Origin of the sequence: Sphingomonas colocasiae, from assembly GCF_019880585.1 — a bacterium.
GTDB lineage: Bacteria > Pseudomonadota > Alphaproteobacteria > Sphingomonadales > Sphingomonadaceae > Sphingobium_A > Sphingobium_A colocasiae.
In genome coordinates, this window is the sequence record NZ_JAINVV010000009.1 from 287,579 (window position 1) to 310,771 (window position 23,193).

Here is a 23,193-nt window from a genome sequence, read left to right on the forward strand (position 1 = left end):
CACGCGGATTCCGCAATTTATGTCAGTAAATCTGACCTATTTCGGCTCGACCCGGTCTCTTTTTACCGCCGCCCTCGCTCGAGCAACAAAATTATAGGCCGATCCGGTCCTATCTTGCCATCAGCCACATCGCCGCGACCAGGCCCAGCGCGATGCGGTACCAAGCAAAGGGCGCGAAACCGTAGCGCGACACGACGGCGACAAAGGCCTTCACCACCCCCAGCGCGACGAGGAAGGCGGCGGTGAAGCCGATCGCGATCGCGCCCAGATCGTCCATGCTGAGCAGCGCACGATCCTTCCACAGCGCATAGGCGGTGGCGGCGATCATCGTGGGAACGGCCAGGAAGAAGCTGAATTCGGCCGCCGTCTTGCGCTCCACCCCCATCAGCAGCGCGCCCATGATCGTCGCGCCCGAACGGCTGACGCCGGGGACCATCGCCAGGCACTGGACGATGCCGATGCCCGTCGCGGTGCCGAACGGGATCGCTTCGACGCTGTCGAAACGGACGCGCTTCACCATCCGCTCGATCACCAGGATGGCGATGCCGCCCAAGACCAGCATGACCGCGACGATCATCGGCGTCTGGATCGCGGCGCGGATCGCATCATAGGCGACGACGCCGATCGCCAGCGCGGGCAGGAAGCCCAGGATGATGTTGCGGGTGAAGGCGATGGCGCCGCTATCGCGCGCGATCAGCCCCTTGGCGATGCCCCAGAAACGCGACCAATAGGCGACCAGCACCGCAAGGATCGCGCCGAGCTGGATCGCGATCTTGAAGGCGACCGAGGATTCGCCCTCGAACCCCAGCAGCGAGCTTGCGAGAATCAGATGCCCCGTCGACGAGACGGGCAGGAATTCGGTCAGCCCCTCAAGGATGCCGAGCAGGATATAGGTGAGCGTATCGGAGACCATCGCAGCGTTCGCCTTGCAGAGAAACGCGCCCGCCGCCTGCCGGCGCCGGACGCTTCGGAGGTTCGAAAGATGGCGAACCGTCTATCGCCGCCCCAACGATCAAGTCGAGTGCGGATTCGGTGCAGACGGGTGCGGATGGGATCAGGCGGTGCGTTTTGCGCCGAATCGCCCGTGCCGGCGATACTGGACCAGCCAGCCGCCCGCGGCGGAGGCGAGCGGCGCTGGCACGACACCGAAGGCGGAGAGGCCCTGCGCATCGGCGGAAACGACATTGTCGCGCGCCAGCATCAGCCACTGATCCCAGGTGATCGGCGCGCCGGGCAGCCAGCCGGTGAGGCGCGCGATCGGCGCCGCGACGGCATCGGGCACATCCGCCATCATCGGATCGCGGCCGGTTTCGCGCGCGATCCACGCGAACAGCTCAGCCATGGTCAGCACCTGCGGGCCGCCGAGCTCATAGGTCTTGCCGGCATGGTCCGCCGGATCGAGCAGCGCCTGCGCGGCGGCGGCGGCGACATCGGCGACGCTGACGGGCTGCAGCTTCACCGCGCCGCGAATCACCGGCACCACCGGCAGGGCGCGAATCAGCCCGGCGAAGCGATTCACGAACTTGTCCTCGCGCCCGAAGATCAGCGAGGGGCGCAGGATCGTCGCGCCGGGGAAGGCCGCGCGCACCGCCGCCTCGCCTTCGCCCTTGCTGCGCGCATAATCCGAACGCCCCTCCGCATCGGCGCCGATCGCGGAGATGTGCACCAGCGCCCCGACGCCCGCCGCAGCGGCGGCCTTCGCCACATTGGCGGCGCCATCCTTATGGACTTCGAACATATGATCGAACGCGCCGGCGAGATTGATCACCGCATCGGCGCCGACCACGGCGCGCGCCACGCTTTCCGCATGCGTCACATCGGCGGTGACGAACTGCACCTGGCCCAGGCTGCCCTGCGGCTTCAGGAAAAAGGCACGGCGCGGATCGCGTTCCGCGAAACGGACGCGCGCGCCCGCCGCCAGCAGCCGCTGCGCCACATAGCGACCGACAAAGCCGCTACCGCCGAACATCACCACCAGCCGGTCCATCACATCATTCCCGAAAAAAAATTGCGCCTGCGCCATGCCAATCTGCGATCATGATGACAAGCGCCGTTGACAACCCCGCACACTCTCCCCTATCGGCGCCAGCCTACCCCGTGCCCAGATGGCGGAATTGGTAGACGCACCAGCTTCAGGTGCTGGCGCTCGCAAGGGCGTGGAGGTTCGAGTCCTCTTCTGGGCACCATTTTTCTGCGGGCCGGCGCTATTCACTTTCCGCGGTGAAACAAGTCAAGCTATTCCCGACACGGCGCTCCTCATCTCCAGCAAAGAGCCAACCCCACCCCGCGTCGGACGCCGCATACTGACCTTTGACGCCAGCACTGGAGCCTTCTTGACACACAGAAAATTGTGAGCGAACAAATAAAGAACAAACTTGCTCACTGGGAATCATTCTGCCAACATGTCGAAAATCGACACAGCGAGGTGCGGGGCGTGAGAAAACGGGCAGCGAAGCAGATTGAATTCAACTGGCTTTGCGACCGTGCAGGGTTATCGCCCGCCGAAGCGGGATCCTTGCTTTCCGTATCAGACCGAACAGTTGCTCGTTATGCCAATGGCACTGGCCGGCCATCGCCCTTGGCATTGCGCGTGCTAAAGAATGCAGCGAAGTCGACGTCAGAAGATTCACACCCGACGGCATTCCGTTTCATTGACCTGTTCGCCGGAATTGGCGGTCTGCGCATTGGTTTTCAGGCCATTGGCGGTCACTGCGTCTTTACCTCGGAATGGGATGAGAACGCGCAGAAAACCTATGCGCAAAACTTCCGAGATAACCATCCACTCGCCGGCGACATCAGGGACTACGCCGAAGATCCCGATCAGATTCCCGAACATGATATCCTGCTCGGGGGGTTCCCATGCCAGCCTTTTTCAATCGCAGGCGTATCGAAAAAGAACGCGCTTGGTCGTCCGCATGGTTTTCTGTGCGATACGCAAGGAACGCTGTTTTTCGATACAGCGCAGATTATCGCTCATCACAAGCCCGCGGCTTTCGTGCTCGAAAATGTGAAGAATCTTGAGAGCCACGACAAGGGTCGCACGTTCGCCACGATCATGAACGTGCTCAGGAACGAGTTGGGATATCACGTACAGACTCGTGTGATCAGCTCGGAGCACTGGGTGCCGCAAAAGCGTGAGCGCATCTTTATCGTTGGCTTTCGCGAACCGACGAAGTTCGATCTAAAGGGACTGAAGCTGCCGGCCGGTGGGCCCAAGCTGGGCAGCATCCTCGAGGCGCATGACAATGTGGACCCCAAATATACACTGACCGAGCGCCTTTGGGAGTATTTGCAGGCCTACAAGGCCAAGCACGCATCAAAAGGTAACGGATTCGGCTACAGTCTTTTCGGACCCGACGATGTGACACGCACACTATCGGCGCGTTACTACAAAGACGGCTCTGAGGTTTTGGTCGCCCAGCCAGGCAAGCGTCCGCGAAGACTGACGCCACTGGAATGTGCCAGGCTGATGGGGTTTGATCGCGGTGACCGGCGTTGGAAGATTCCGGTGTCCGATACGCAGGCCTATCGGCAGTTCGGCAACGCGGTAGTCGTGCCTGTGGTCGAATTTCTTGCCCAAGCAATGAAGCCCCACATCGAGTCTGCCCTGTCCAACAAGGTGAACCTTCCAGATCCGACGCCCATTACGGTTACCCGCCCTGATCGGGAGCCAATCCTCTCGCATGGCTGACATTGTTCCGGCTGACGTACGCAGCCGAATGATGTCGGGTATCAGGGGGACGGACACAAAACCTGAGCAGCTTCTGCGGAAGGGCCTACATGCGCAAGGTTTCCGCTTCCGACTGCATGACCGGATGCTGCCCGGCAAACCGGACATCGTATTGTCGCGCTATAGAGCTGTGATTTTCGCTCATGGCTGTTTCTGGCACGGACATGACTGTCACATGTTCAGGTGGCCTTCGACGCGCGAAGCATATTGGCGCAAGAAAATCGGAGGCAACCGGGAGCGGGACACCCGATCGGAAGAAGCGCTTCGCGAAGCCGGGTGGCGCTGTGCGGTTATTTGGGAGTGTGCCCTGAGGGGAAGAGGACGTCTACCCTTCTCCTTGGTAATCGACCGGTTAGCCAACTGGCTGAAGGAAGGTGGCGACTTTCTTGAGATCACCGGCAAGATAGATTGAGGGGGAAACGTGGCTGCGCAATTTGATCTCGTCGCCGAGGCAGCGGAAGGCAGCGTCACCCTGCTCGCAGAACTCCTGCACACCGCAGACAGCGTGCTGGTCAAAAAGCTGTCCAATAATGATCGTGACTGGGCGCAGCTGCCAAACAAGCATCAGCACGGCGTCTATATCCCGCCCGAACAGCGCGACAGCGGCTTCTTCCCACCGCTGGTTGCCAAGGAACGGGATCCCGACGCCGACGAAATTCGCGAGACCTACTTTCACACGGACTGGCCGCAGGTTGCCGAGGCGAAGAACGACACCCGCTTGGTCAATTACACCAGCAAGGGTGCGGAAACGCACATGACGCGTGTTCCGAAGGCAGCCTTTTCGACGCTCTCGCCGGCATCGCATCTCGTCATGGGCCGCTATTCTGCAGGCGATGGAGCGACGTATCGCTGCCTAACGATCGATTCAAACTCGGACGACGCGCTCGTGCTTGCCGATGTCTTCGGGCTCGATGCGGATTTCGTCATCGGGATTTTCGAACCACAGGCCTTCCTCACCGCGGAGCGCGACCGGATCGTTGATTTCGCGGAACTGGTGATCGCTGCATGGCTGGCCGGCGACATCGCCCAGTTCGCGGTCGAGAACGCGACGATGCCGGCCACGCTTGAACTCGCCGGCATGGCGCGCGCGCAATATCTCGCACAGCATCGCCTTCCCGATCTGAACCCGTTCAAGCTTGACCGGCCAGGCGATGCGGTCCGCGAGATCAGCCGCAGGATCGAATGGGACCTGTTTCGCGAATATCAGCGCCGCGAGCGTGCCACCGCGCTAGTTCGCACTGTGCTCGGAGACCGCCCGCGCGAGATCAGCGCCGGCGATTTCATCCGCGGCCTTGTCGATAATATCGGCGAGATTGACCGCCTGATGCTGTCCGCCAGCCAGCAGCGCAAATCGAGGGCCGGCTATTCGTTCGAGCATCATATTGAGGCTGTGCTGACCGCCGGGAATCTGCCCTTTGCCAAACAGGTAGTGATGGACGCCAAGAAACGCCCGGATTTCGTCCTGCCTTCGCTGCGCCAGCTGAAGCGGCCAAAGCTCGGGTCAACGCGGGGCATTATCCTCAGCGCCAAGACCACGCTTCGCGAGCGCTGGAAACAGGTGCAGCGGGAAATGGCCGGCAGCGAGTTGTTCTTGGCGACCGTCGATGAATCGATTGCCGCCAACGCAATCGAAGACATGGCCGCGCTCGGAATTATTCTTGTTGTGCCCGAAGGCCTAAAAGCCTCGAGCGATACCGAATATGTCCGCCACCCGAACGTGATCGGCTTCAAGGACTTTTTCGAGATCGAGATCACCCGAAACCGGCTGCCCGGCTGGCAATAGCGGGGCAGCCGGTTCGAGGTGTGGTGCCAATCAAACGCCGAGATAGGCTAGCGGGAAAGCCAGCGTGATTCAACAGGCCCCGTATGAAGGCAGGCTTCCACCGGTTGCAGCCGAATTGGCGTTCGGCGGAACATAGGTCCTGCGCCAGAGCGGCGAGCAAAGCGGTGTTCTCTCCGGCCAGTTCGAGCCAGCTATCCGGCTCTCCTCGAACCAGAACACAGCCTGGTTCTGATAAAGCACATCGAGCCCGAGCTTGGTGAATTGCCAACCCATTCGAGCAACGAGATTCGCGCCCGCACGCGATCATCATAGCCGGTATTGCCAGCATATTGCTTCGGTCCGCTGATCGCGAGAAACGACCACGCCTATGGACTGATCACACCGCTGTCCCGTTCGCCGCGATCGAGACTCGCGCACTGCGGGGTAATTCGGGTACGCTAGCGGTCTCAAAACTCAAAAATCCCCAGAAACTTCCTGCGCTGCTTCTTCTCGGCCTGCGGGCTGCGCTTACCGTCTTCCGACTTGGCAGTTGTCCCGCGGCCGACATCGTCGCGCGGTTCACCCTTGGTGGTGCGTTGCGCCGCCGCCGTCGCGCCCGAGAGGATCGGGCCGCAGGCCGTCGCCTTGGCGTCGCCGATATCGACGAAGGCCAGCACCGATGCGAGCGGGCTGGCGACGATGCCCAGGCCGAGGCCCGCGCCGGCGCGGCCGACGAGTTGGGGGCTGATCGCGTCGATGCCGGGCTTCGCGAAATAGCCGCCTATGCCGACCGGCGACTGGCCGGCGAACAGGCTGAATTTCTTCGAATCGGCGCGGAAGGCGAGATCGAGCGATTCGTTGCGGAAGCTGAAGCCGCCACGGCCCAGCATCACATTCTTGCGCGTGTCGATCAGGATCGGATCCGCCGCCGCGATGCCGTCGCGCACGCTGAAGGCGATCAGGCCGCAATTGATCTGCACCGGTTCCTTCAGCTTGCCTTCGAACATCTTGGTGACGAAGGTGCCGATATCGAGTTCCGAAAGCTGGATGTTGCGCGTCCAGAAACTGCCCTTCGGCAGGATCACCGCGATGCGGCCGTTCGAGGTCGCCAGCGACTGGCGGATCGAATCGCCCGATCCGCTCATCTGCACGCGCGCCTTGATCGTGCCCGTGGTGCCCGCCTGTTCAGCGCCGAAGCGTGCCAGCAACAGCCCCATCGGCGTCGGCGACAGACGGATATCATATTCGGTGAAGACCGGGCTGCGGCGCGCATCGATCGAAATATCCGAAGACAGATGCCCCTGCGCGACATCGAAGGTGAGCGGCGACAGCTTGAGCAGGCTGCGATCGAGATCGAGCGTCATTTCGATGTTCGAGACCGGGAAGCTCTCCGCCCGGACAGTCGCGACCTTGTAATTCAGATGCGCGTCGAAACGCCTGATCGCCTCCACGCGGAGCGGCGCATCGGGCAGCAGCCGGGGGGTGCCGCCGACCTGCTCGATCGCGCCAGAGCCGCCCTGCGCCTCCAGCCTTTGCGGATCATAGCCGATGAACGGGCCGATATCGACGATGTCGAGCGTGCGGGTGGCCAGATCCGCATCCAGCTTCAGCCGATCGCGCGGCATCGAAATGGTCAGCCGCCCCGCGACATCGCTGTCGCCGAACATGCCGCGCAGCCGGGTGAAGCGCCATTCGCCGCCCGCCTTTGTGAGATCCGAATCGATCCGATAGGCGCGGGTATCGGGCACCGCCACGCCCAGGAAATCGAAGAGCAGGCTGATATTGGGGCCGCGCACGCCCATGCGCAGGTCCGCGCCCTCGATCTCAGTCGCGCCGGGCAATGTGCCCGAAACGGCAAGTCGCGTTTCGCCCGCCGCGGCGGCAAGCTGGAGCTGGTTGCGCCCGCCGACCACGGTTTCGTTGGGCGACAACAGGCTGCCCGACAGGGTGAAGGGCCGATCGCGCATCGTGCCGGTACCCGAAAAGCGAATCGCATTGGCGAAACGCGTGTCGCGCGCCTGGACCGTGTCGATCCTGATATCGGCGGCAAGCTGGAGCAGCGGATCGCGATAACGGACCGCCGTGCCCTGCACGATCGCGGCGCGGATCAACGGCAGGTCGAGCGGTTTGGCGGGCTTGTCGGGATCGCCGAAAGTCCAGGTGTTGCGGCGCGAGCGCGCATCCCATTCCAGATCGATATTGCCGTTCAGCAGCTGCAGCCAGTTGATCCGGCGCTTGTCGCCGAAGATCAGCGACCAGGTCGCGATCCGCGTATCGATCAGCTTCGATTCGAAGAAATAGGGCCGGCTCGCCCATTCCGGGTTCGAGATCGTCATCCCCTCCGCCAGGAACTTCACGTTGAAGGGATTGAGATAGAGCTGGAAATCGCCCGCCACCTTCACTTCGCGCTGCGTCGCCGCGCTCACCGTGCGTTCGAACGTCCCCTTGAGGAAGCGGCCCTTGGTGACGAACAGGATCAGCCAGGCGAGCAGGATCAGGCCGATGATGGTGACGAGCACCGACAGCGCGGCAGCGGCCGCCGCACTGCTCGGATGGCGGGCGGGTTTCGCGGGCGGCGGGGGCGAATCGCCGGGGCCGCCGGTCTTGGCGGGGATATCGGTGTCGGTCACGCGATCGAGGGTTACCGCACTCTCCATTGGCGATAAAACCCCTGCCGTTGCGCCTGGGTTCCGATTCATGCCGAGGCACGATGAGACTCGCTCATCGTGCCTCGGCATGAATCCCGCGCGGCGCTTGAGCGTTCCAAGGTGCGGATGCGCCAGCATCCCTGCACCTTGCCATTACGCCCGGCCTTGCCATGGCGCGGACTCTTCGCTAATGCGCGCGCTTTCCGCGATTCAAGGAACTGTCCGGCCAACAGGGCTGCCGAGGCCGTTCGCGATCGTCGAAGTACAAGGAGACGAAAATGCCCAAACTGAAGACCAAGAGCGGGGTCAAGAAGCGTTTCAAGATCACCGCCACCGGCAAGGTGAAGTGCGGCGTGGCCGGCAAGCGCCACCGCCTTTCCAGCCACAATGCCAAGTATATCCGCCAGAACCGCGGCACCGAAGTGCTTTCGGACTCCGATTGGGGTCACGTGAAGCTCTGGGCGCCCTACGGTCTCAAGTAAGGAGGACGGATAAATGGCACGCGTCAAACGTGGTACGACCACCAAGGCAAAGCATAAGAGGATTCTGGATCAGGCGAAGGGCTTTTACGGCCGTCGCAAGAACACGATCCGCATCGCTCGCCAGGCCGTCGAAAAGTCCGGCCAGTACGCCTATCGCGACCGCAAGGTTAAGAAGCGGAACTTCCGCGCGCTCTGGATCCAGCGCATCAACGCTGCGGTCCGCGCCGAAGGCCTGACCTATTCGCAGTTCATGAACGGCGTGAAGCTCGCCGGCATCGAACTCGACCGGAAGGTCATGGCCGACCTCGCCATGAACGAAGCAGCGGCGTTTAGCGCCGTCATCGCTCAGGCAAAGGCGGCGCTTCCCCAGGCCGCCTGACCCGGCCTGGCGCGAGACGAACACAAGGGCGCGGGTGGCAATGCCATCCGCGCCCTTTGCTTTTGGGGCCGGGCTTCGTAAGGCGCGGCGGACATTTCAGAGCGGGAATCTTCGTGACCGATCTCAACACACTCCAGACCGAACTGCTCGCCGCGATCGCGGCCGCCGCGACGCCAGAGGCGATCGAGGACGTGCGCGTCAAGGCGCTCGGCAAGCAAGGCGCGGTGACCGCGCTGCTCAAATCGCTGGGCGCGATGAGCCCCGACGAGCGCCAGAGCGAAGGGCCGAGGATCCACGCGCTGCGCGAAACCGTCACCCAGGCGCTGGGCGATCGCAAGGCCGGGCTCGAACGCGCCGCGCTCGATGCGAAACTGGCCGCCGAAACGCTGGACATGACGCTGCCGCCCGCCGCCGCCGCGCAGGGCAGCGTCCACCCCGTCAGCCAGGTGATGGACGAGCTTGCGGAGATCTTCGCCGATCTCGGCTTTTCGGTGGCGACCGGCCCGGAGATCGAGGACGACTGGCACAATTTCACCGCGCTCAACATTCCGGAGACGCATCCGGCGCGCGCGATGCACGACACCTTCTATTTCCCCGACCAGCGCGATGGGCGGGACATGCTGTTGCGCACCCACACCTCGCCCGTCCAGATCCGCACGATGACGTCGCAGGAACCGCCGATCCGGATCATCGCGCCGGGCCGCGTCTATCGTTCGGACAGCGACGCCACGCACACGCCGATGTTCCACCAGATCGAAGGGCTGGTGATCGATCGCGGCATCCATCTCGGCCATCTCAAATGGACGCTGGAGACCTTCCTGAAGGCCTTTTTCGAGCGCGACGACATCGTGCTGCGCCTGCGCCCCAGCTATTTCCCCTTCACCGAACCCTCGGTGGAGGTCGATGTCGGCTACACGATCGAGAAGGGCCGCCGCGTGCTCGGCGGATCGGAAGGCTGGATGGAGGTACTGGGCAGCGGCATGGTCCATCCGCGCGTGATCGCGGCATGCGGGCTCGACCCCGATGAATGGCAGGGTTTCGCCTTCGGCACCGGCATCGACCGGCTGGCGATGCTCAAATACGGCATGGACGATCTGCGCGCCTTTTTCGACGGCGACCTGCGCTGGCTGCGCCATTACGGCTTCTCCGCGCTCGACGTGCCAACGCTCAGCGGAGGAGTCGGCGCATGAAGTTCACCCTGTCCTGGCTCAAGGAGCATCTCGACACCCAGGCATCGCTCGACGCGATCCTGGACACGCTCAACGCGATCGGCATCGAGGTCGAAGGCGTCGAGAATCCGGCCGAGAAGCTTGCGCCCTTCACCATCGCCCGGGTGCTGACCGCCGCACCGCATCCGCAGGCGGACAAGCTGCAGGTGCTTTCGGTCGATGCCGGCAACGGGCCGCTCCAGGTCGTCTGCGGCGCGCCCAATGCGCGTGCGGGCCTGGTCGGCGTGTTCGGCGCGCCCGGCGCCTATGTGCCCGGCAGCGACATCACCTTGAAGGTGGCGGCGATCCGCGGTGTCGAATCGAACGGCATGATGTGCTCGGTGCGCGAACTCGAACTCGGCGACGAACATGACGGCATCATCGAACTGCCGGCCGATGCGCCGGTGGGCGCGAATTATGCCGCCTGGGCGGAACTCGACGATCCGGTGATCGACGTGTCGATCACGCCCAACCGGCAGGATTGCATGGGTGTGCGCGGCATCGCGCGCGATCTGGCGGCGGCGGGCATCGGTTCGCTGAAGCCGCTGGCCGTCGCGCCGGTTTCGGGCGAAGGCGCCGGCCCCGACGTGCGCACCGACGATCCCGAGGGCTGCCCGGCCTTTTTCGGCCAGTCGGTCTCCGGCGTCACCAACGGCGCCAGCCCGGCCTGGATGGCGAAGCGGCTGAAGGCGATCGGCCAGAAGCCGATCTCCGCGCTGGTCGACATCACCAATTATGTGATGATCGATCTCGGCCGGCCGCTGCACGTCTACGACCGCGCCAGGCTGAGCGGCGCGCTGGTCGCGCGGCGCGCACAGGATGGCGAGAGCGTGCTGGCGCTGAACGGCCGCACCTACACGCTCGATCCGTCGATGACGGTGATCGCCGACGATGCGCATGTCCATGACATCGGCGGCATCATGGGCGGCGAGGATTCGGGCGTGCAGGCGGAAACCACCGACGTGCTGATCGAATGCGCCTATTTCACGCCCGAGCGGATCGCGGTGACCGGGCAGAAGCTGGGCCTGACCAGCGATGCGCGCAGCCGTTTCGAGCGCGGTGTCGATCCGGCGTTCCTGGAGGATGGCCTCGCCATCGCCACGCGGCTGGTGACCGAGCTGTGCGGCGGCACCGCGAGCAATGTCACCCGCGCCGGCGCGGCGCCCACCGCGATGGCGACGCATGATTATGATCCGGCGATGACCGGCACGCTCGCCGGCGTCGCGGTCGATGCCGACAGGCAGGCGGCGATCCTCGAAAGCCTGGGCTTCGCGGTCGTCCAGGGCACGCCCTGGCGGGTCACCGCGCCCACCTGGCGTCGTGACGTCATCGGCGCCGCCGACCTTGTCGAAGAGGTGGTCCGCATCGTCGGGCTCGATCATGTGCCCTCCACCCCGCTGCCGCGCGCACCGGGCGTGGCGAAGCCCACCGCAACCGCCGAGCAGCTCGTCGAACGGCGTGCGCGGCGTACGGCTGCGGCACGCGGGCTGAACGAAGCGGTGACGTGGAGCTTCCTGTCGGAGAAGGACGCGGCGGCGTTCGGCGGCGGCGCCTGGACGCTCGCCAATCCGATTTCGGAAGACATGAAGGTGATGCGCCCGTCGCTGCTGCCCGGCCTGCTCGCCGCCGCCGCGCGCAACCAGGCGCGCGGCGCGGAAACGATCCGGCTGTTCGAGATCGGCCGGCGCTATTTCGCCGATGCCGAGCGGCTGACCCTGGGCTTCGTGCTCGCGGGCGACCGGACGGCGCGGAGCTGGCAGGCCGGCAAGGCGGCGGGATTCGACGCGTTCGACGCCAAGGCCGAAATATTGGCGCTGCTCGCCGCGGCGGGCGCCCCGGTCGACAATCTCCAGAGCTTCGGCGAAGCCGGCGATCATTATCATCCCGGCCAGTCGGCGACGCTCAGGCTCGGCCCCAAGACGGTGCTCGCCGCCTATGGCACGCTGCATCCGCTGACCGCCAAGGCGTTCGACCTGAACGGCACGGTGGTGGCGGGCGAGATCTTCCTCGACGCGATCCCGGCAAAGCGCGCCTCCGGCCATATGCGCGCATCCTTCGCTCCGCCCGCCCTGCAGCCGGTGACGCGCGACTTCGCTTTCCTGGTGCCCGCCGACATGCCGGCGGACTCGCTGGTCCGCGCGGTCAAGGGCGCGGACAAGCAGGCGATCGTCGCGGCGCGGCTGTTCGACGTGTTCAGCGGCCAAGGCGTCGAGACCGGCTATAAATCGCTGGCGGTCGAGGTGGTACTCCAGCCCGGCGAGAAGAGCTTCACTGACGAGGAACTGAAGGCGATCGCGGACCGTGTCGTCGCGGCCGCCGCCAAGCAGGGCGCGGTGCTCAGGGGCTAGAAGGGGAAATAACCATGCGTACGGCGTTCATCACTGGGGCAACATCGGGTTTCGGCGAGGCGGCGGCGCGCGCCTTCGTGAAGGCGGGCTGGCGCGTCGTCGGCACCGGCCGGCGCGCGGACCGGCTGGAGCAGCTTGCGGCCGAGCTGGGTGAGGCTTTTCACGGCGCGGTCTTCGACGTTCGCGACGAAGCGGCGCGCGATGCGGCGCTCGATGCGCTGCCCGAAGGGTTCGGCGAGATCGACCTGCTGGTGAACAATGCCGGCCTGGCGCTGGGCACCGAGCCCGCCCAGGCGGCCTCGCTGACCAACTGGAAGACGATGATCGACACCAATGTGACGGCGCTGGCATCGATCACCCACCGGATGCTGCCGAGCCTGATCGCCCGGCGCGGCGCGATCATCAACATCTCGTCGGTCGCGGCCAGCTACCCCTATACCGGCGGCAACGTCTATGGCGGCACCAAGGCGTTCGTGCGCCAGTTCAGCCTGAACCTGCGTTCGGACCTGGCGGGCACCGGCGTGCGCGTGACCTCGATCGAGCCGGGCATGGCGGAAACCGAATTCACGCTGATCCGCACCGGCAGCCAGCAGGCGTCCGACACGCTCTATTCGGGTGCTGGACCGATGACCGGCGGCGATATCGCCGAAACATTGCTGTGGGTGGCCGAACTGCCACCGCACCTGAACATCAACACGATCGAACTGATGCCCGTGAACCAGAGCTTTGCGGGCTTCGCCGTTCACCGCGAAAGCTGATTCCACCGATGAACCGACCCGACCGCCGCACCTTCGCGATCATTTCGCACCCTGACGCGGGCAAGACCACGCTGACCGAAAAGCTGCTGCTGTTCGGCGGCGCCATCCATCTGGCCGGCGAGGTGAAGGCGCGCGGCGCGAACCGGCGCGCGCGATCGGACTGGATGAAGATCGAGCAGCAGCGCGGCATCTCGGTCACATCCTCGGTCATGACCTTCGAACGCGAAGGCATCACCTTCAACCTGCTCGACACGCCGGGCCACGAGGATTTCTCCGAAGACACCTATCGCACGCTCACCGCCGTCGATTCGGCGGTGATGGTGATCGACGCCGCCAAGGGCATCGAGGCGCAGACGCGCAAGCTGTTCGAAGTATGCCGGCTGCGTTCGGTGCCGATCATCACCTTCGTCAACAAGGTCGATCGCGAAGGCCGTGACGCCTTCGCGCTGCTCGACGAGATCGCCGACATGCTCGCGCTCGACGTGACGCCGATGAGCTGGCCGGTCGGCATGGGCGGCCTGTTCGAGGGGATTTACGACCTCAATGCCAACCGGCTGATGCAGCCGAGCGGCGACAGCCGGGCGTTCGAAGGCAAGACCGCGAGTTTTTCGGGCCTCGACGATCCGAAGCTTGCCGACGCGCTGTCCGCGCAGGGCCTCGAGCGACTGCGCGAGGAGGCCGAGCTGGCGGTGGGCGGCTATGGCGAATTCGATCCCGAAGCCTATCGCCATGGCGACCTGACCCCGGTCTATTTCGGATCGGCGCTGAAGGAATTCGGCGTCGGCGAACTGATCGACGCGCTGGCCCGCTTCGCGCCGCCGCCACGGCCGCAACCGGCGGAGCCCGCGCCGGTTTCGCCCGATCATGCGGGCGTCACCGGCTTCGTGTTCAAGGTGCAGGCGAACATGGACCCGCAGCACCGCGACCGCATCGCCTTCATGCGGCTCTGCTCGGGCAAGTTCCGGCGCGGCATGAAGCTGACGCCGTCGGGATCGGGCAAGCCGATCGCGGTGCACAGCCCGATCATGTTCTTCGCGCAGGATCGCGAGCTTGCCGAGGAAGCCTGGCCGGGCGACATCATCGGCATTCCCAATCACGGCACCTTGCGCGTCGGCGACACGCTGACCGAGGGTGAGGGCATCCGCTTCACCGGCTTGCCCAATTTCGCGCCGGAGATCCTGCGCCGCGTCGCACTGGTCGATCCCACCAAGACCAAGCAGCTGCGCAAGGCGCTGGACGATCTTTCCGAGGAAGGCGTGATCCAGGTCTTCTATCCCGAGATCGGATCGAATTGGGTGGTCGGCGTCGTCGGCCAGCTCCAGCTCGAAGTGCTGCTGAGCCGGCTGGAAGCCGAATATAAGGTGGCGGCGCGGCTGGAGCCCTCGCCCTGGGATACGGCGCGCTGGATCGCTGGCGACGACGCGGCGATCAAGGCCTTTGCGTCGATCAATTCCTCGCAGCTGTCGCGCGACCGCGACGGCGCGCTGGTGTTCATGGCCAAGAGCGCCTGGGAAGTCGGCTATGTGCAGGAGCGCAATCCCGACATTCGCTTCAGCGCGACGAAAGAGCGCTGATCTCAATCCTCTCCACGCGAAGCGTGGGGAGGGGGACCACCCGAAGGGTGGTGGAGGGGAGAGCCGCGTAGCGGCGACTGCGTCGCCGTCCCCTCCACCATGCCTATCGGCATGGTCCCCCTCCCCATCGCAGATGGGGAGGATTTTTAATCCACCCAGTCCGCGCGGAGCGGCTCTGCCGCCAGCGCCATCAGCAGGGCCGCGATCAGGTAGAAGACCAGCGCGATCAGCATCGAGATCTTGAGCGCATCGTCGCCATAGCTGGCGGTCAGTCCGTCGGAGAGCGCACCGAGCACGAAGGTGCCGCCGCCGATACCCACCAGATTGTTGATCAGCAGGAAGCTGGCCGATGCGGTCGCGCGCATCTCCGCCGGCACGAGATGCTGCACGGCGGTGATCACCGGGCCAAGCCAGACATAGGCGAGCGCCTGGGGTATGATGAAGAGCGCGAAGGCGAGCGCCACCGAACCCGAAAGGATGCCCGCGGCGAACAACGGCACCGCCAGCAGGAAGGCGAGCGCCGGGATGCTCGCGAACCGCCCGCGATCGCGGGCACCCAACCGATCCCCGATCATGCCGCCGCCAAGCACGCCGGCGACGCCGCCGAGCAGCAGCACGCCGCCATAGAATTGCGAGGTCTGGACGAGATCGAGCGCGAAGCTGCGCTGGAGCAATTGGGGAAACCAGAAGGCGAAGCCATAGCCCAGCATCGAGCTGGATGCGGCGCCGAGCGCCATCAGCCAGAAGCTGCGCTTGCGCGCGAGCATCGGAAACACCGCCTTGAGCGGAGTCGTCTGGGACGACTTCGGCGCACGTGCGGGTTCGCGGACGATCAGGCGGAACAACGGCGCGATGAGCACGCCCGCCAGCCCCACGGCGATGAAAGCCGCGCGCCAGTCGACACGCGCCGCGATATAGCCGCCGAACATCACGCCGAGCGCGGCGCCGAGCGGGATGCCCAGCGAATAGACGGCGAGCGCGCGGGCGCGTTCGCGCGGCGGGAAATAATCGGCGATCAGGGCATAGGACGGCGCGACCCCGCCCGCTTCGCCCACGCCGACGCCGAGCCGCGCGAGGAAGAGCTGCCAGAAGCCGGTGGCCATGCCGCACAAGGCGGTGAAGCCGCTCCATACCGCGAGCGATCCGGTGATCACCCAGGTGCGGCTGGTGCGATCGGCCAGCAAGGCCAGCGGCACTGCCAGCGTCGAATAGAGCGCGGCGAAGGCGATGCCCCCGAGCACCCCGAGCTGCGTGTCGCTGAGCCCGAGCTCCGCCTTGATCGGCCCGGCAAGGATGCCGAGGATCTGACGGTCGACGAAATTGAAGGTGTAGACGATCAGCAGCATCGCCAGCACGGCGAAGCGATAGCGCGAAACGCCCTCTTCCCCTTGCGGGGAAGAGGGCAGGGAGGCCGGCACGGGGGCGGGAGAGGAAGCGCTGGAGTCCTTGTGGGTCACGTCACGCTTTCCCTTCCCCGCCTCTCCCCGCCGGCAGGGGGAGAGGCTGACCTGATCAGAACTTCGGACCCTAGAATTTCAGGCCCAGGGTGGCGAACACCTGACGCGGATTGCCGTAGAAGGCGGTGAGCACGCCTTCCTTGCCGAGCGTCGAGACATTGCCGTTCATATAGTTGTAGCCCGAGGTGATATAGCGCTTGTCGGTCAGGTTCTTGCCATGAACGCCGATCGAATAGCGATCGTCGTCCGACGTCCAGACCAGGCTGGCATCCCACAGCGCATAGCCGGGCTGGTCTAGCGCCGGGATCGGCACTTCGAACTGATGGGTCAGGCTGCGATAGGAAAGCGTGGTCGATGCATTGACCATGCCGCCCATCGCGGGAATGCCGGCCGCGAGCGTGCCCGATGCCGTCCATTTCGGCGTGTTCTGGAAGGTCCGCTGCTTGGCGACATCGGCACCGGTGGGGCCGATGAAGCGCTTATACTGTGCATCGATATAGCCGAGCGCGCCGTTGAAGGAGAAACGCGATCCCGCGCCCGCGAAGTCGCGCGCGAGCACGGCGTTCGCTTCGAGCTCGAGCCCCTTGATCGTCGCCTTCGCCGCGTTGGTGGTGATGCCGCAGAAGCCCGGCAGGCCACCGACGAGACAGCCGACCGAACCGGGGATCTGCACGTCCTTGTAGTTCGAATAGAAGCCGGCCAGGCTGAGCGTCAGGCGGCGATCGAACAACGAACCCTTATAGCCGACTTCATAGGTATCGACCTTTTCCGGATCGAAGGAGAGGAAATTGTAGATGTCCTGATAGGTCTGGCCTGCGGCCGGATTGCTCGCCGGTGCCGACGTGCCCGAGCCGCGCGGATCGAAGCCGCCGCCCTTGAAGCCCTTGGAATAGGACGCGTAGACCATGTTGTCGTCGTCGGGCTTGAAGCTGAGCGACGCGCGCGGCGTGAATTCCTTGAAAGTGCGTTCGCCCCGGAAGTTGGTTGCCACCGCGATCGCGATCGGCGCGAGCGTGCCGCCGAATTCGGGCGAGAGGCCTGTGATCCGGTTCGCCTTGTAGACAAAGGCATTGCGCTTGTCGTTGGTGAAGCGCCCGCCGACCGACAGGCTGAGCTGATCGGTGAAGTCGAAGGTGAAATCGCCGAAGACTGACCAAGTGTCAGTCCGCACGTCGCCGGCGGTATAGCCGTTAAGGCCGGGGAAGCCGATTGGCGCGCCGGTCAGCCCCAGCAGCACGTCGAACGAGGTCGAGGCGCGGGCATCCAGATAATAGAAGCCGACCAGGCCGTGCAGCCGCTCGCTTTCGTACAGCACCTGGAATTCCTGGCTGATCTGTTCGTTGCGATAAACGGCGGGCACATCGACATCGACCGAGGGCAGCGCGTCGAAATCGATCGGCGTGAAGCTGCGATCCTTGCGCCAGGCGCTGATCGAGCGCAGCGTGATCGCGTCGCTCAGTTCGGCGGTGATGTTCATCGCGAGGCCATAAGCCTCGATATCCTGCTTCGGCTTGTTGAGTCCGGCGCGCGTGTCGAAGACATTGTCGAGCACCGGCGCACCCGAGACGAGGCCCGGGATCAGCCGGTGGCCGTTGCGCGGATCGGACTTGTCGCGCGTGTAATCGCCCGAGAGGCGGATCAGCACCGGCGCGCCGTTGCCGCCGAACTCGATCGTGCCGCGTCCGGCCCAGACATCCTTGTTGTAGTTCTCGAGGCCCGGAATGTTGAGATTGTCGCCGAAACCGCCGCGCGACAGCCGGGCGACCGAGCCGCCGATGCGGATCAGATCGCTGATCGGCGTGCTGGCGGTGACGACCAGATCGGCTTGGTTATAGGTGCCGTAAGTGGCGCGGATCTTGAGCTGGGTCTCGTCCGGCAGCGCGCGCGTCACATATTTGACCGCGCCGCCGATGGTGTTGCGGCCGTAAAGCGTGCCCTGCGGCCCACGCAGCACCTCGATGCGTTCGACGTCGTAGATGTCGAGCACCGCGGCCTGGGGCCGGTTGAGATAGACATCGTCCAGATAGACGCCGATGCCGGCTTCGAAACCGGGAACCGGATCCTGCTGGCCGACGCCGCGAATGAAGGCGGTGAGCGTCGAATTGGTGCCGCGCGAATTCTCGAGCGTGGTGTTGGGGGTGACGTTCGAGATTTCGGTGATGTCGATCGCGCCTGCACGTTCGAGCTGCGCGCCCGAAAAGGCGGTGACCGCGATCGGCACGTCGAGCAGGCTTTCCTCGCGGCGGCGCGCGGTGACGACGATATCGCCGCCATCGTCCTCGGCCGTGGCTTCGGGGGCGGCGGTTTCCTGGGCGAATGCGGGTTGCGCCGAAAGCGCGGCGATGGCGGCACCCAGGCTGAACAATGTGCGGGTGGACAGATCGATACGGGACATGGCTTTCACTCCTCCCCATGACAGATGGCTCAACCTCTACTGGGTTGTGCCGGCTCGAAACGGGCCTATACTGAAACCTGAACCAAGTTTCAACTTGGGTTGATGACGGGAGGAAAAAATGTCGGGCGAGCGTAGCGCCGAAGACACAGTGGGAGCGTCCCCGACCAGCGAAGCGAAGACGCCGCGCACCGAGCGCGGGCGCCGGACGCTGCGCGCGATCCTCGACGCGGCGGCGGCGGAATTCGGCGAAAAGGGGTTTCACGAAGGCTCGATCAGCGGGATCACCAGTCGCGCCGGCGTCGCGCTGGGCAGCTTCTACACCTATTTCGATTCGAAGGACGAAGTGTTCCGAGCATTGGTGCGCGACATGAGCGCGCAGGTGCGTGACCATGTCGGCCCGCGCGTACAGGCGGCGACCGACGAGATCGACGCCGAGCGGATCGGCCTGGAATCCTTCCTGACCTTCGTGCGCGAGCACAAGGAAATCTACCGGATCATCGACGAATCCGAATTCGTCGATCCCGACAGCTATCGCCAGCATTATGCGAGCTCGGTCGAGCGCATCGCGAAACGCCTGCAGGCCGGTGCCGCGCGCGGCGAGGTCCGCGCCGATGTCGGCGAGGTCCATGCCTGGGCGGTGATGGGCATGAACGTGTTCCTGGGCCTGCGCTATGGCGTCTGGGACGAGGATGTCAGCCCCGAAGACGTCGCGGCGACCGCGAACGAGATCCTGCGCAAAGGCTTGGCACCGAACTAATTCCGCCCTGAAGGGGAGGGTTTCAGGAGAACATCACGCCTTCACCGCCAGGCTGGTCAGCACCGCTTCCGCCGCGAGGCGGCCCGTCTGCGCGCCGCCGTTCATATAGCCGGGGAAGGCGTCCGACAGATGCTCGCCCGCGAACACGATCGGGCCGGCGGGCGCGGGCGGCGTCACCACGCCTTCCTCTTCCAGCCAGAAATGGCCGGCGAAGCGCGTCAACTGGCCGGGCGCGAAATTGGAATAGCCGCCGCGCGCGAAGGGATCCTTCGCCCAAGCGGTGCGCCGCATCGTGCGCGCGGCAAGCCCCGGCACCGCCGGCGCGATCGCCGCTTCGGCGCGGCGCAGCACGGCATCCACCTCGCCCGCCAGCAACGCATCGACCTGATCTCCACCGAAGAACCAGGTCAGCACCCCCGCCTCGCCCGGCTGGCCCGAGCTCGCGTCCCAGAATTCGGAGAACACCCCCGGCCCCCTGGTATCGACCGCCCAGGCGGCGCCTGCCGGGCCGGTCTGCGCTTCCCAGCTTCGCCGGGCATAGCCCGCATTGATCTTCTCGTTGCGGCCGCAATCGATCTCGCCGACCAGCGTGCGCCAGCTTTCCGGCAGCAGATCGCCATAGTCGATGGTGCGCATCAGCGGCGCGGGCACGGTGATGATGACCCGATCGGCCTCGTCGACGGCACCGTTGGCGAAGCGCAGCTTCACGCGAGCGCCCGCGCGCTCGACAGCGACGAGCGCATGACCGGTCGCGATCCGCGACTGCAGCGGATCCGACAAGGCCCGGACAAGGCTGGAGGAGCCGCCGGTCAGGATATAGCGCTCGTCGCTCGTCGAGATCAGTTCCGCCTGCGCCCCATCGACGACGGGCAGATTGAACAGCAGTTCGATCGCTGAGGCCTGATGCGGCTCCGCGCCGAATTCGGTGCGGATCGTCGCTTCGATCAGCGCGCGGACATGCGGGGTCAGCATGTCGCGATGACCGTCGAGATAGTGCGAAACCGAGAGCTTGTCGAAGGCCGGCGCCATGACGTCATAATTGCCGTCCAGCGCGGCGGCGTCCTTCGATATCTGCCCGGCGATCGCGCGGAGATCGCGGACCAGCGCGGCATCGTCCATCATCGTGCCGTCGACCACATAACGGCTGTGCGCATGCATCGGCTTGCGATCGATCAGCGTGATGCCGAAGCGTTCGGCCAGCTTCAGCATATCGTCGTGATCGGTGTTGATGAGGTTGGCGCCGTCCTCGATATTGAGGCCGGGCTCCGGCGCGTTGTTGGCGGTCAGCACGCGGCCGCCCAATCGGCCCCGCGCTTCGTAGAGCTTCGCGTCGATGCCGTTGGCGACGAGCCTGTCGAGCGCACAGAGCCCGGCAAGGCCGCCGCCGATCACGACGACGCGCATGGCTTCGCGCGCCCGCACGGGCTGCGGCCAGCCGATCAGCGGCACGGCGCTCGCCGCCGCCAGCGCCGCGAGCGCGCGCCGTCGGGTGATGCCTTCGGGTGCCCGGATCGGCGCCGGTGCGTCCACATCTTCCAGATTGGCGCGGCGCGCCTCGCCCAGCAGCCGCCACAATGGTCCCGAACCGCGCATTCCCGCTCTCCCCCTTCGGACGGCATGGCCTTAGCATGGTTGCGCGGCGCGCGCGATTGCGCCATGCGCTCGCGCATGATCGCACCGCAACCCAAGCCCTGGATCCTCGGGATCGCCCCCTATGTGCCCGGCCGCTCGACGAGCGACGACGGACGCAAGCTGGTCAAACTCTCCTCGAACGAAAATCCGCTCGGCACCAGCGCCGGCGCGATCGCCGCGTTCGAGGCGGAGCAGAGCAGCCTGTCGCGCTATCCGGATGCGGACGCGACCGCGCTGCGCGACGCGATCGCCGCGCACCACGGCATCGATCCGGCCCGCGTGATCCATGGCACCGGATCCGACGAGATCCTGCACCTTGCCGCCGGCGCCTATGCCGGCGTGGGCGACGAAGTGCTTTACGTGCGCTACGGCTTTTCGGTCTACGACATCGCGGCGCGGCGCGTCGGCGCGGTGCCGGTGGTGGCGCCGGACCGGGACTATGCGACCGATGTCGATGCACTGCTGGCGGCGGTGACCGAGCGGACACGCGTCGTGTTCGTCGCCAATCCCAACAATCCGACGGGCACCTATACGCCGCGCGAGGAAATCGCCCGGCTGCATTCAGGCCTGCCCGGCGACGTGCTGCTGGTGATCGACCAGGCCTATGCCGAATATCTGGCCGATGACGAACGCGATGGCGCCTTCGAACTGGCGCGAAGCGCACCCAATGTGCTGGTGACGCGCACCTTCTCCAAGATCTATGGCCTGGCGGCCGGGCGGATCGGCTGGGGATATGGCGCGGCGGACGTGATCGACGCGATGAACCGCATCCGCGCCCCGTTCAACATCACCACCGCAAGCCAGCAGGCGGCGATCGCGGCGCTGGCCGACACCGATTTCGTCGCGCACAGCCGCGCGCACAATGCCGAATGGCTGACCTGGTTCAACGCGCAGATCTCGGCACTCGGCAATGCCGGCCTGCGCGCCGTGCCGTCACGCGCCAATTTCGTGCTGGTGCTGTTCGAAGGCCGGCTGACCGCCGAGCGGGCCTATGAAGGGCTGATGGAGCGCGGTTTCATCGTCCGCTGGCTGCCCGGCCAGGGCCTGCCGCACGGGCTGCGCATCACCATCGGCAGCGAGGAAGAGACGCGCGGCGTGGTCGACGCGCTGCGCGCGCTGGCGGAGGCCGCCGGCTGATGCTGCCCTTCGCCCGCGTCACCGTTATCGGGCTGGGGCTGATCGGCTCGTCGATCCTGCGCGCGGTGCGCAGCCATATGCCGACGGTGCGGCTGACCGGCCATGACGCCGATCCGGCGGTGCGCGAGACCGTGCGCCGCCTCGATCTGTGCGACGACGTCACCGACACGCCCGGCGCCGCCGTGATCGACGCCGATCTGGTGATCCTGTGCGTGCCAGTGGGCGCGATTGCCGCCGCCGCCGAATCCTTCGCGGCGGACTTGCCCGCCGACGCCATCGTCACCGATGTCGGCGGATCGAAGGCGAGCGTCGCCGAAGCGCTGCGCGCGGCATTGCCCGACGCGACGATCGTGCCCGGCCACCCCGTCGCCGGCACCGAGCATAGCGGGCCCGAAGCGGGATTCGCCACGCTGTTCCACGGGCGCTGGTGCATCCTGACCCCCGAGGACGACACGCCCGAAGCCGCAACGGAACGCGTGCGCGCCTTCTGGGAGAAGCTCGGCTCCAATGTCGAGATCATGAGCCCGAAGCATCACGATCTGGTGCTGGCGGTGACAAGCCATGTGCCGCACCTGATCGCCTATTCGATCGTCGGCACCGCCTCCGACCTCGAGAACGTCACCCAGGGCGAAGTGATCAAATATTCGGCGGGCGGTTTCCGCGACTTCACGCGCATCGCCGCATCCGATCCGACGATGTGGCGCGACGTGTTCCTCAACAATCGCGAGGCGGTGCTCGAGATCCTGCAGCGGCTCACCGAGGACGTCACCGCGCTTCAGCGCGCAATCCGCTGGGGCGATGGCGACACGCTGTTCAACCTGTTCGCCCGCACCCGCGCGATCCGCCGCTCGATCATCGAGCAGGGCCAGGACGACGAACGACCGGATTTCGGACGCAGCCACGAATAGCGGCCGGACGCGCCCGGA

The 23,193-nt window shown here is 65.3% G+C and carries 18 protein-coding genes and 1 tRNA gene; 13 read left to right on the forward strand and 6 right to left on the reverse strand.

Going from position 1 to position 23,193, the window contains the following annotated elements; genetic code table 11:
- Nucleotides 1-109: 109 nt before the first annotated feature.
- Nucleotides 110-913, reverse strand: coding sequence for an undecaprenyl-diphosphate phosphatase (locus K7G82_RS20015; protein ID WP_222991695.1), 804 nt, complete (start codon nucleotides 911-913; stop codon nucleotides 110-112).
- A 141-nt stretch (nucleotides 914-1,054) separates the two neighbouring features.
- Entirely contained in the window at nucleotides 1,055-1,987 is a 933-nt protein-coding gene (locus K7G82_RS20020; RefSeq protein ID WP_222991696.1) for a complex I NDUFA9 subunit family protein, read from the reverse strand.
- A 112-nt stretch (nucleotides 1,988-2,099) separates the two neighbouring features.
- Here K7G82_RS20020 and K7G82_RS20025 point away from each other — a divergent pair.
- The 4 genes from K7G82_RS20025 to K7G82_RS30240 all read left to right on the forward strand — a co-directional run bounded on the left by K7G82_RS20025 (nucleotide 2,100) and on the right by K7G82_RS30240 (nucleotide 5,513).
- Nucleotides 2,100-2,186: transfer RNA gene (locus K7G82_RS20025), tRNA-Leu, on the forward strand.
- Between the two features lie 392 nt (nucleotides 2,187-2,578).
- Nucleotides 2,579-3,691, forward strand: coding sequence for a DNA (cytosine-5-)-methyltransferase (gene dcm / locus K7G82_RS20030; protein ID WP_425517300.1), 1,113 nt, complete (start codon nucleotides 2,579-2,581; stop codon nucleotides 3,689-3,691).
- Nucleotides 3,684-4,142 (forward strand): very short patch repair endonuclease, encoded by a 459-nt coding sequence (locus K7G82_RS20035; RefSeq protein WP_222991697.1) that lies wholly within the window; start codon nucleotides 3,684-3,686, stop codon nucleotides 4,140-4,142. Before dcm ends, K7G82_RS20035 begins: the two co-directional genes overlap by 8 nt.
- A gap of 9 nt (nucleotides 4,143-4,151) precedes the next feature.
- Nucleotides 4,152-5,513, forward strand: coding sequence for a type II restriction endonuclease (locus K7G82_RS30240; RefSeq protein ID WP_222991698.1), 1,362 nt, complete (start codon nucleotides 4,152-4,154; stop codon nucleotides 5,511-5,513).
- Nucleotides 5,514-5,959: 446 nt separating this feature from the next.
- Here the strand turns inward: K7G82_RS30240 and K7G82_RS20045 are convergent, their stop codons facing one another.
- Nucleotides 5,960-8,149 carry an AsmA family protein gene (locus tag K7G82_RS20045; protein ID WP_222991699.1) on the reverse strand — a complete coding sequence of 730 codons (2,190 nt, stop codon included), beginning with the start codon at nucleotides 8,147-8,149 and terminating at the stop codon, nucleotides 5,960-5,962.
- Nucleotides 8,150-8,418: 269 nt separating this feature from the next.
- Between K7G82_RS20045 and rpmI the strand changes: the two genes are divergently transcribed.
- The 6 genes from rpmI to K7G82_RS20075 all read left to right on the forward strand — a co-directional run bounded on the left by rpmI (nucleotide 8,419) and on the right by K7G82_RS20075 (nucleotide 14,889).
- Complete coding sequence (gene rpmI / locus K7G82_RS20050) at nucleotides 8,419-8,622, forward strand: 50S ribosomal protein L35 (RefSeq protein WP_222991700.1); 204 nt, start codon at nucleotides 8,419-8,421, stop codon at nucleotides 8,620-8,622.
- A 13-nt stretch (nucleotides 8,623-8,635) separates the two neighbouring features.
- On the forward strand, nucleotides 8,636-9,001 hold the full coding sequence (gene rplT, locus K7G82_RS20055) for a 50S ribosomal protein L20 (protein WP_222991701.1): 366 nt from the start codon (nucleotides 8,636-8,638) through the stop codon (nucleotides 8,999-9,001).
- 113 nt (nucleotides 9,002-9,114) lie between these two features.
- Nucleotides 9,115-10,191, forward strand: coding sequence for a phenylalanine--tRNA ligase subunit alpha (gene pheS, locus K7G82_RS20060; RefSeq protein ID WP_222991702.1), 1,077 nt, complete (start codon nucleotides 9,115-9,117; stop codon nucleotides 10,189-10,191).
- Nucleotides 10,188-12,557, forward strand: a complete 2,370-nt coding sequence (pheT, locus tag K7G82_RS20065) for a phenylalanine--tRNA ligase subunit beta (RefSeq protein WP_222991703.1) — start codon at nucleotides 10,188-10,190, stop codon at nucleotides 12,555-12,557. The genes pheS and pheT overlap by 4 nt, the downstream gene beginning before the upstream one ends.
- A gap of 14 nt (nucleotides 12,558-12,571) precedes the next feature.
- Complete coding sequence (locus K7G82_RS20070; protein ID WP_222991704.1) at nucleotides 12,572-13,315, forward strand: SDR family NAD(P)-dependent oxidoreductase; 744 nt, start codon at nucleotides 12,572-12,574, stop codon at nucleotides 13,313-13,315.
- Nucleotides 13,316-13,323: 8 nt separating this feature from the next.
- Nucleotides 13,324-14,889, forward strand: coding sequence for a peptide chain release factor 3 (locus K7G82_RS20075; RefSeq protein WP_222991705.1), 1,566 nt, complete (start codon nucleotides 13,324-13,326; stop codon nucleotides 14,887-14,889).
- Between the two features lie 146 nt (nucleotides 14,890-15,035).
- Here the strand turns inward: K7G82_RS20075 and K7G82_RS20080 are convergent, their stop codons facing one another.
- Together K7G82_RS20080 and K7G82_RS20085 are read right to left on the reverse strand one after the other, a co-directional pair.
- Nucleotides 15,036-16,235, reverse strand: a complete 1,200-nt coding sequence (locus K7G82_RS20080) for a spinster family MFS transporter (RefSeq protein ID WP_222991879.1) — start codon at nucleotides 16,233-16,235, stop codon at nucleotides 15,036-15,038.
- Between the two features lie 181 nt (nucleotides 16,236-16,416).
- On the reverse strand, nucleotides 16,417-18,741 hold the full coding sequence (locus K7G82_RS20085) for a TonB-dependent receptor (RefSeq protein WP_222991706.1): 2,325 nt from the start codon (nucleotides 18,739-18,741) through the stop codon (nucleotides 16,417-16,419).
- Nucleotides 18,742-18,859: 118 nt separating this feature from the next.
- On the opposite strand from K7G82_RS20085, the gene K7G82_RS20090 reads away from it, so the two are divergent.
- Entirely contained in the window at nucleotides 18,860-19,498 is a 639-nt protein-coding gene (locus tag K7G82_RS20090) for a TetR/AcrR family transcriptional regulator (RefSeq protein ID WP_222991707.1), read from the forward strand.
- Nucleotides 19,499-19,531: 33 nt separating this feature from the next.
- Here the strand turns inward: K7G82_RS20090 and K7G82_RS20095 are convergent, their stop codons facing one another.
- Complete coding sequence (locus K7G82_RS20095; protein WP_222991708.1) at nucleotides 19,532-21,091, reverse strand: flavin monoamine oxidase family protein; 1,560 nt, start codon at nucleotides 21,089-21,091, stop codon at nucleotides 19,532-19,534.
- A 75-nt stretch (nucleotides 21,092-21,166) separates the two neighbouring features.
- On the opposite strand from K7G82_RS20095, the gene hisC reads away from it, so the two are divergent.
- Together hisC and K7G82_RS20105 are read left to right on the forward strand one after the other, a co-directional pair.
- Nucleotides 21,167-22,267 carry a histidinol-phosphate transaminase gene (gene hisC, locus K7G82_RS20100; RefSeq protein ID WP_222991709.1) on the forward strand — a complete coding sequence of 367 codons (1,101 nt, stop codon included), beginning with the start codon at nucleotides 21,167-21,169 and terminating at the stop codon, nucleotides 22,265-22,267.
- Nucleotides 22,267-23,175 (forward strand): prephenate/arogenate dehydrogenase family protein, encoded by a 909-nt coding sequence (locus K7G82_RS20105; protein ID WP_222991710.1) that lies wholly within the window; start codon nucleotides 22,267-22,269, stop codon nucleotides 23,173-23,175. Before hisC ends, K7G82_RS20105 begins: the two co-directional genes overlap by 1 nt.
- Nucleotides 23,176-23,193 lie beyond the last annotated feature (18 nt).

Bases quoted from the DNA above. Each gene is read 5' to 3' on its own strand.
- K7G82_RS20015 (WP_222991695.1), bottom strand. From the start codon at position 913: ATGGTCTCCGATACGCTCACCTATATCCTGCTCGGCATCCTTGAGGGG.
- K7G82_RS20020 (WP_222991696.1), bottom strand. From the start codon at position 1,987: ATGGACCGGCTGGTGGTGATGTTCGGCGGTAGCGGCTTTGTCGGTCGC.
- K7G82_RS20035 (WP_222991697.1), top strand. From the start codon at position 3,684: ATGGCTGACATTGTTCCGGCTGACGTACGCAGCCGAATGATGTCGGGT.
- K7G82_RS20045 (WP_222991699.1), bottom strand. From the start codon at position 8,149: ATGGAGAGTGCGGTAACCCTCGATCGCGTGACCGACACCGATATCCCC.
- rpmI (WP_222991700.1), top strand. From the start codon at position 8,419: ATGCCCAAACTGAAGACCAAGAGCGGGGTCAAGAAGCGTTTCAAGATC.
- rplT (WP_222991701.1), top strand. From the start codon at position 8,636: ATGGCACGCGTCAAACGTGGTACGACCACCAAGGCAAAGCATAAGAGG.
- pheT (WP_222991703.1), top strand. From the start codon at position 10,188: ATGAAGTTCACCCTGTCCTGGCTCAAGGAGCATCTCGACACCCAGGCA.
- K7G82_RS20070 (WP_222991704.1), top strand. From the start codon at position 12,572: ATGCGTACGGCGTTCATCACTGGGGCAACATCGGGTTTCGGCGAGGCG.
- K7G82_RS20075 (WP_222991705.1), top strand. From the start codon at position 13,324: ATGAACCGACCCGACCGCCGCACCTTCGCGATCATTTCGCACCCTGAC.
- K7G82_RS20080 (WP_222991879.1), bottom strand. From the start codon at position 16,235: ATGCTGCTGATCGTCTACACCTTCAATTTCGTCGACCGTCAGATCCTC.
- K7G82_RS20085 (WP_222991706.1), bottom strand. From the start codon at position 18,741: ATGTCCCGTATCGATCTGTCCACCCGCACATTGTTCAGCCTGGGTGCC.
- K7G82_RS20090 (WP_222991707.1), top strand. From the start codon at position 18,860: ATGTCGGGCGAGCGTAGCGCCGAAGACACAGTGGGAGCGTCCCCGACC.
- K7G82_RS20095 (WP_222991708.1), bottom strand. From the start codon at position 21,091: ATGCGCGGTTCGGGACCATTGTGGCGGCTGCTGGGCGAGGCGCGCCGC.
- hisC (WP_222991709.1), top strand. From the start codon at position 21,167: ATGATCGCACCGCAACCCAAGCCCTGGATCCTCGGGATCGCCCCCTAT.
- K7G82_RS20105 (WP_222991710.1), top strand. From the start codon at position 22,267: ATGCTGCCCTTCGCCCGCGTCACCGTTATCGGGCTGGGGCTGATCGGC.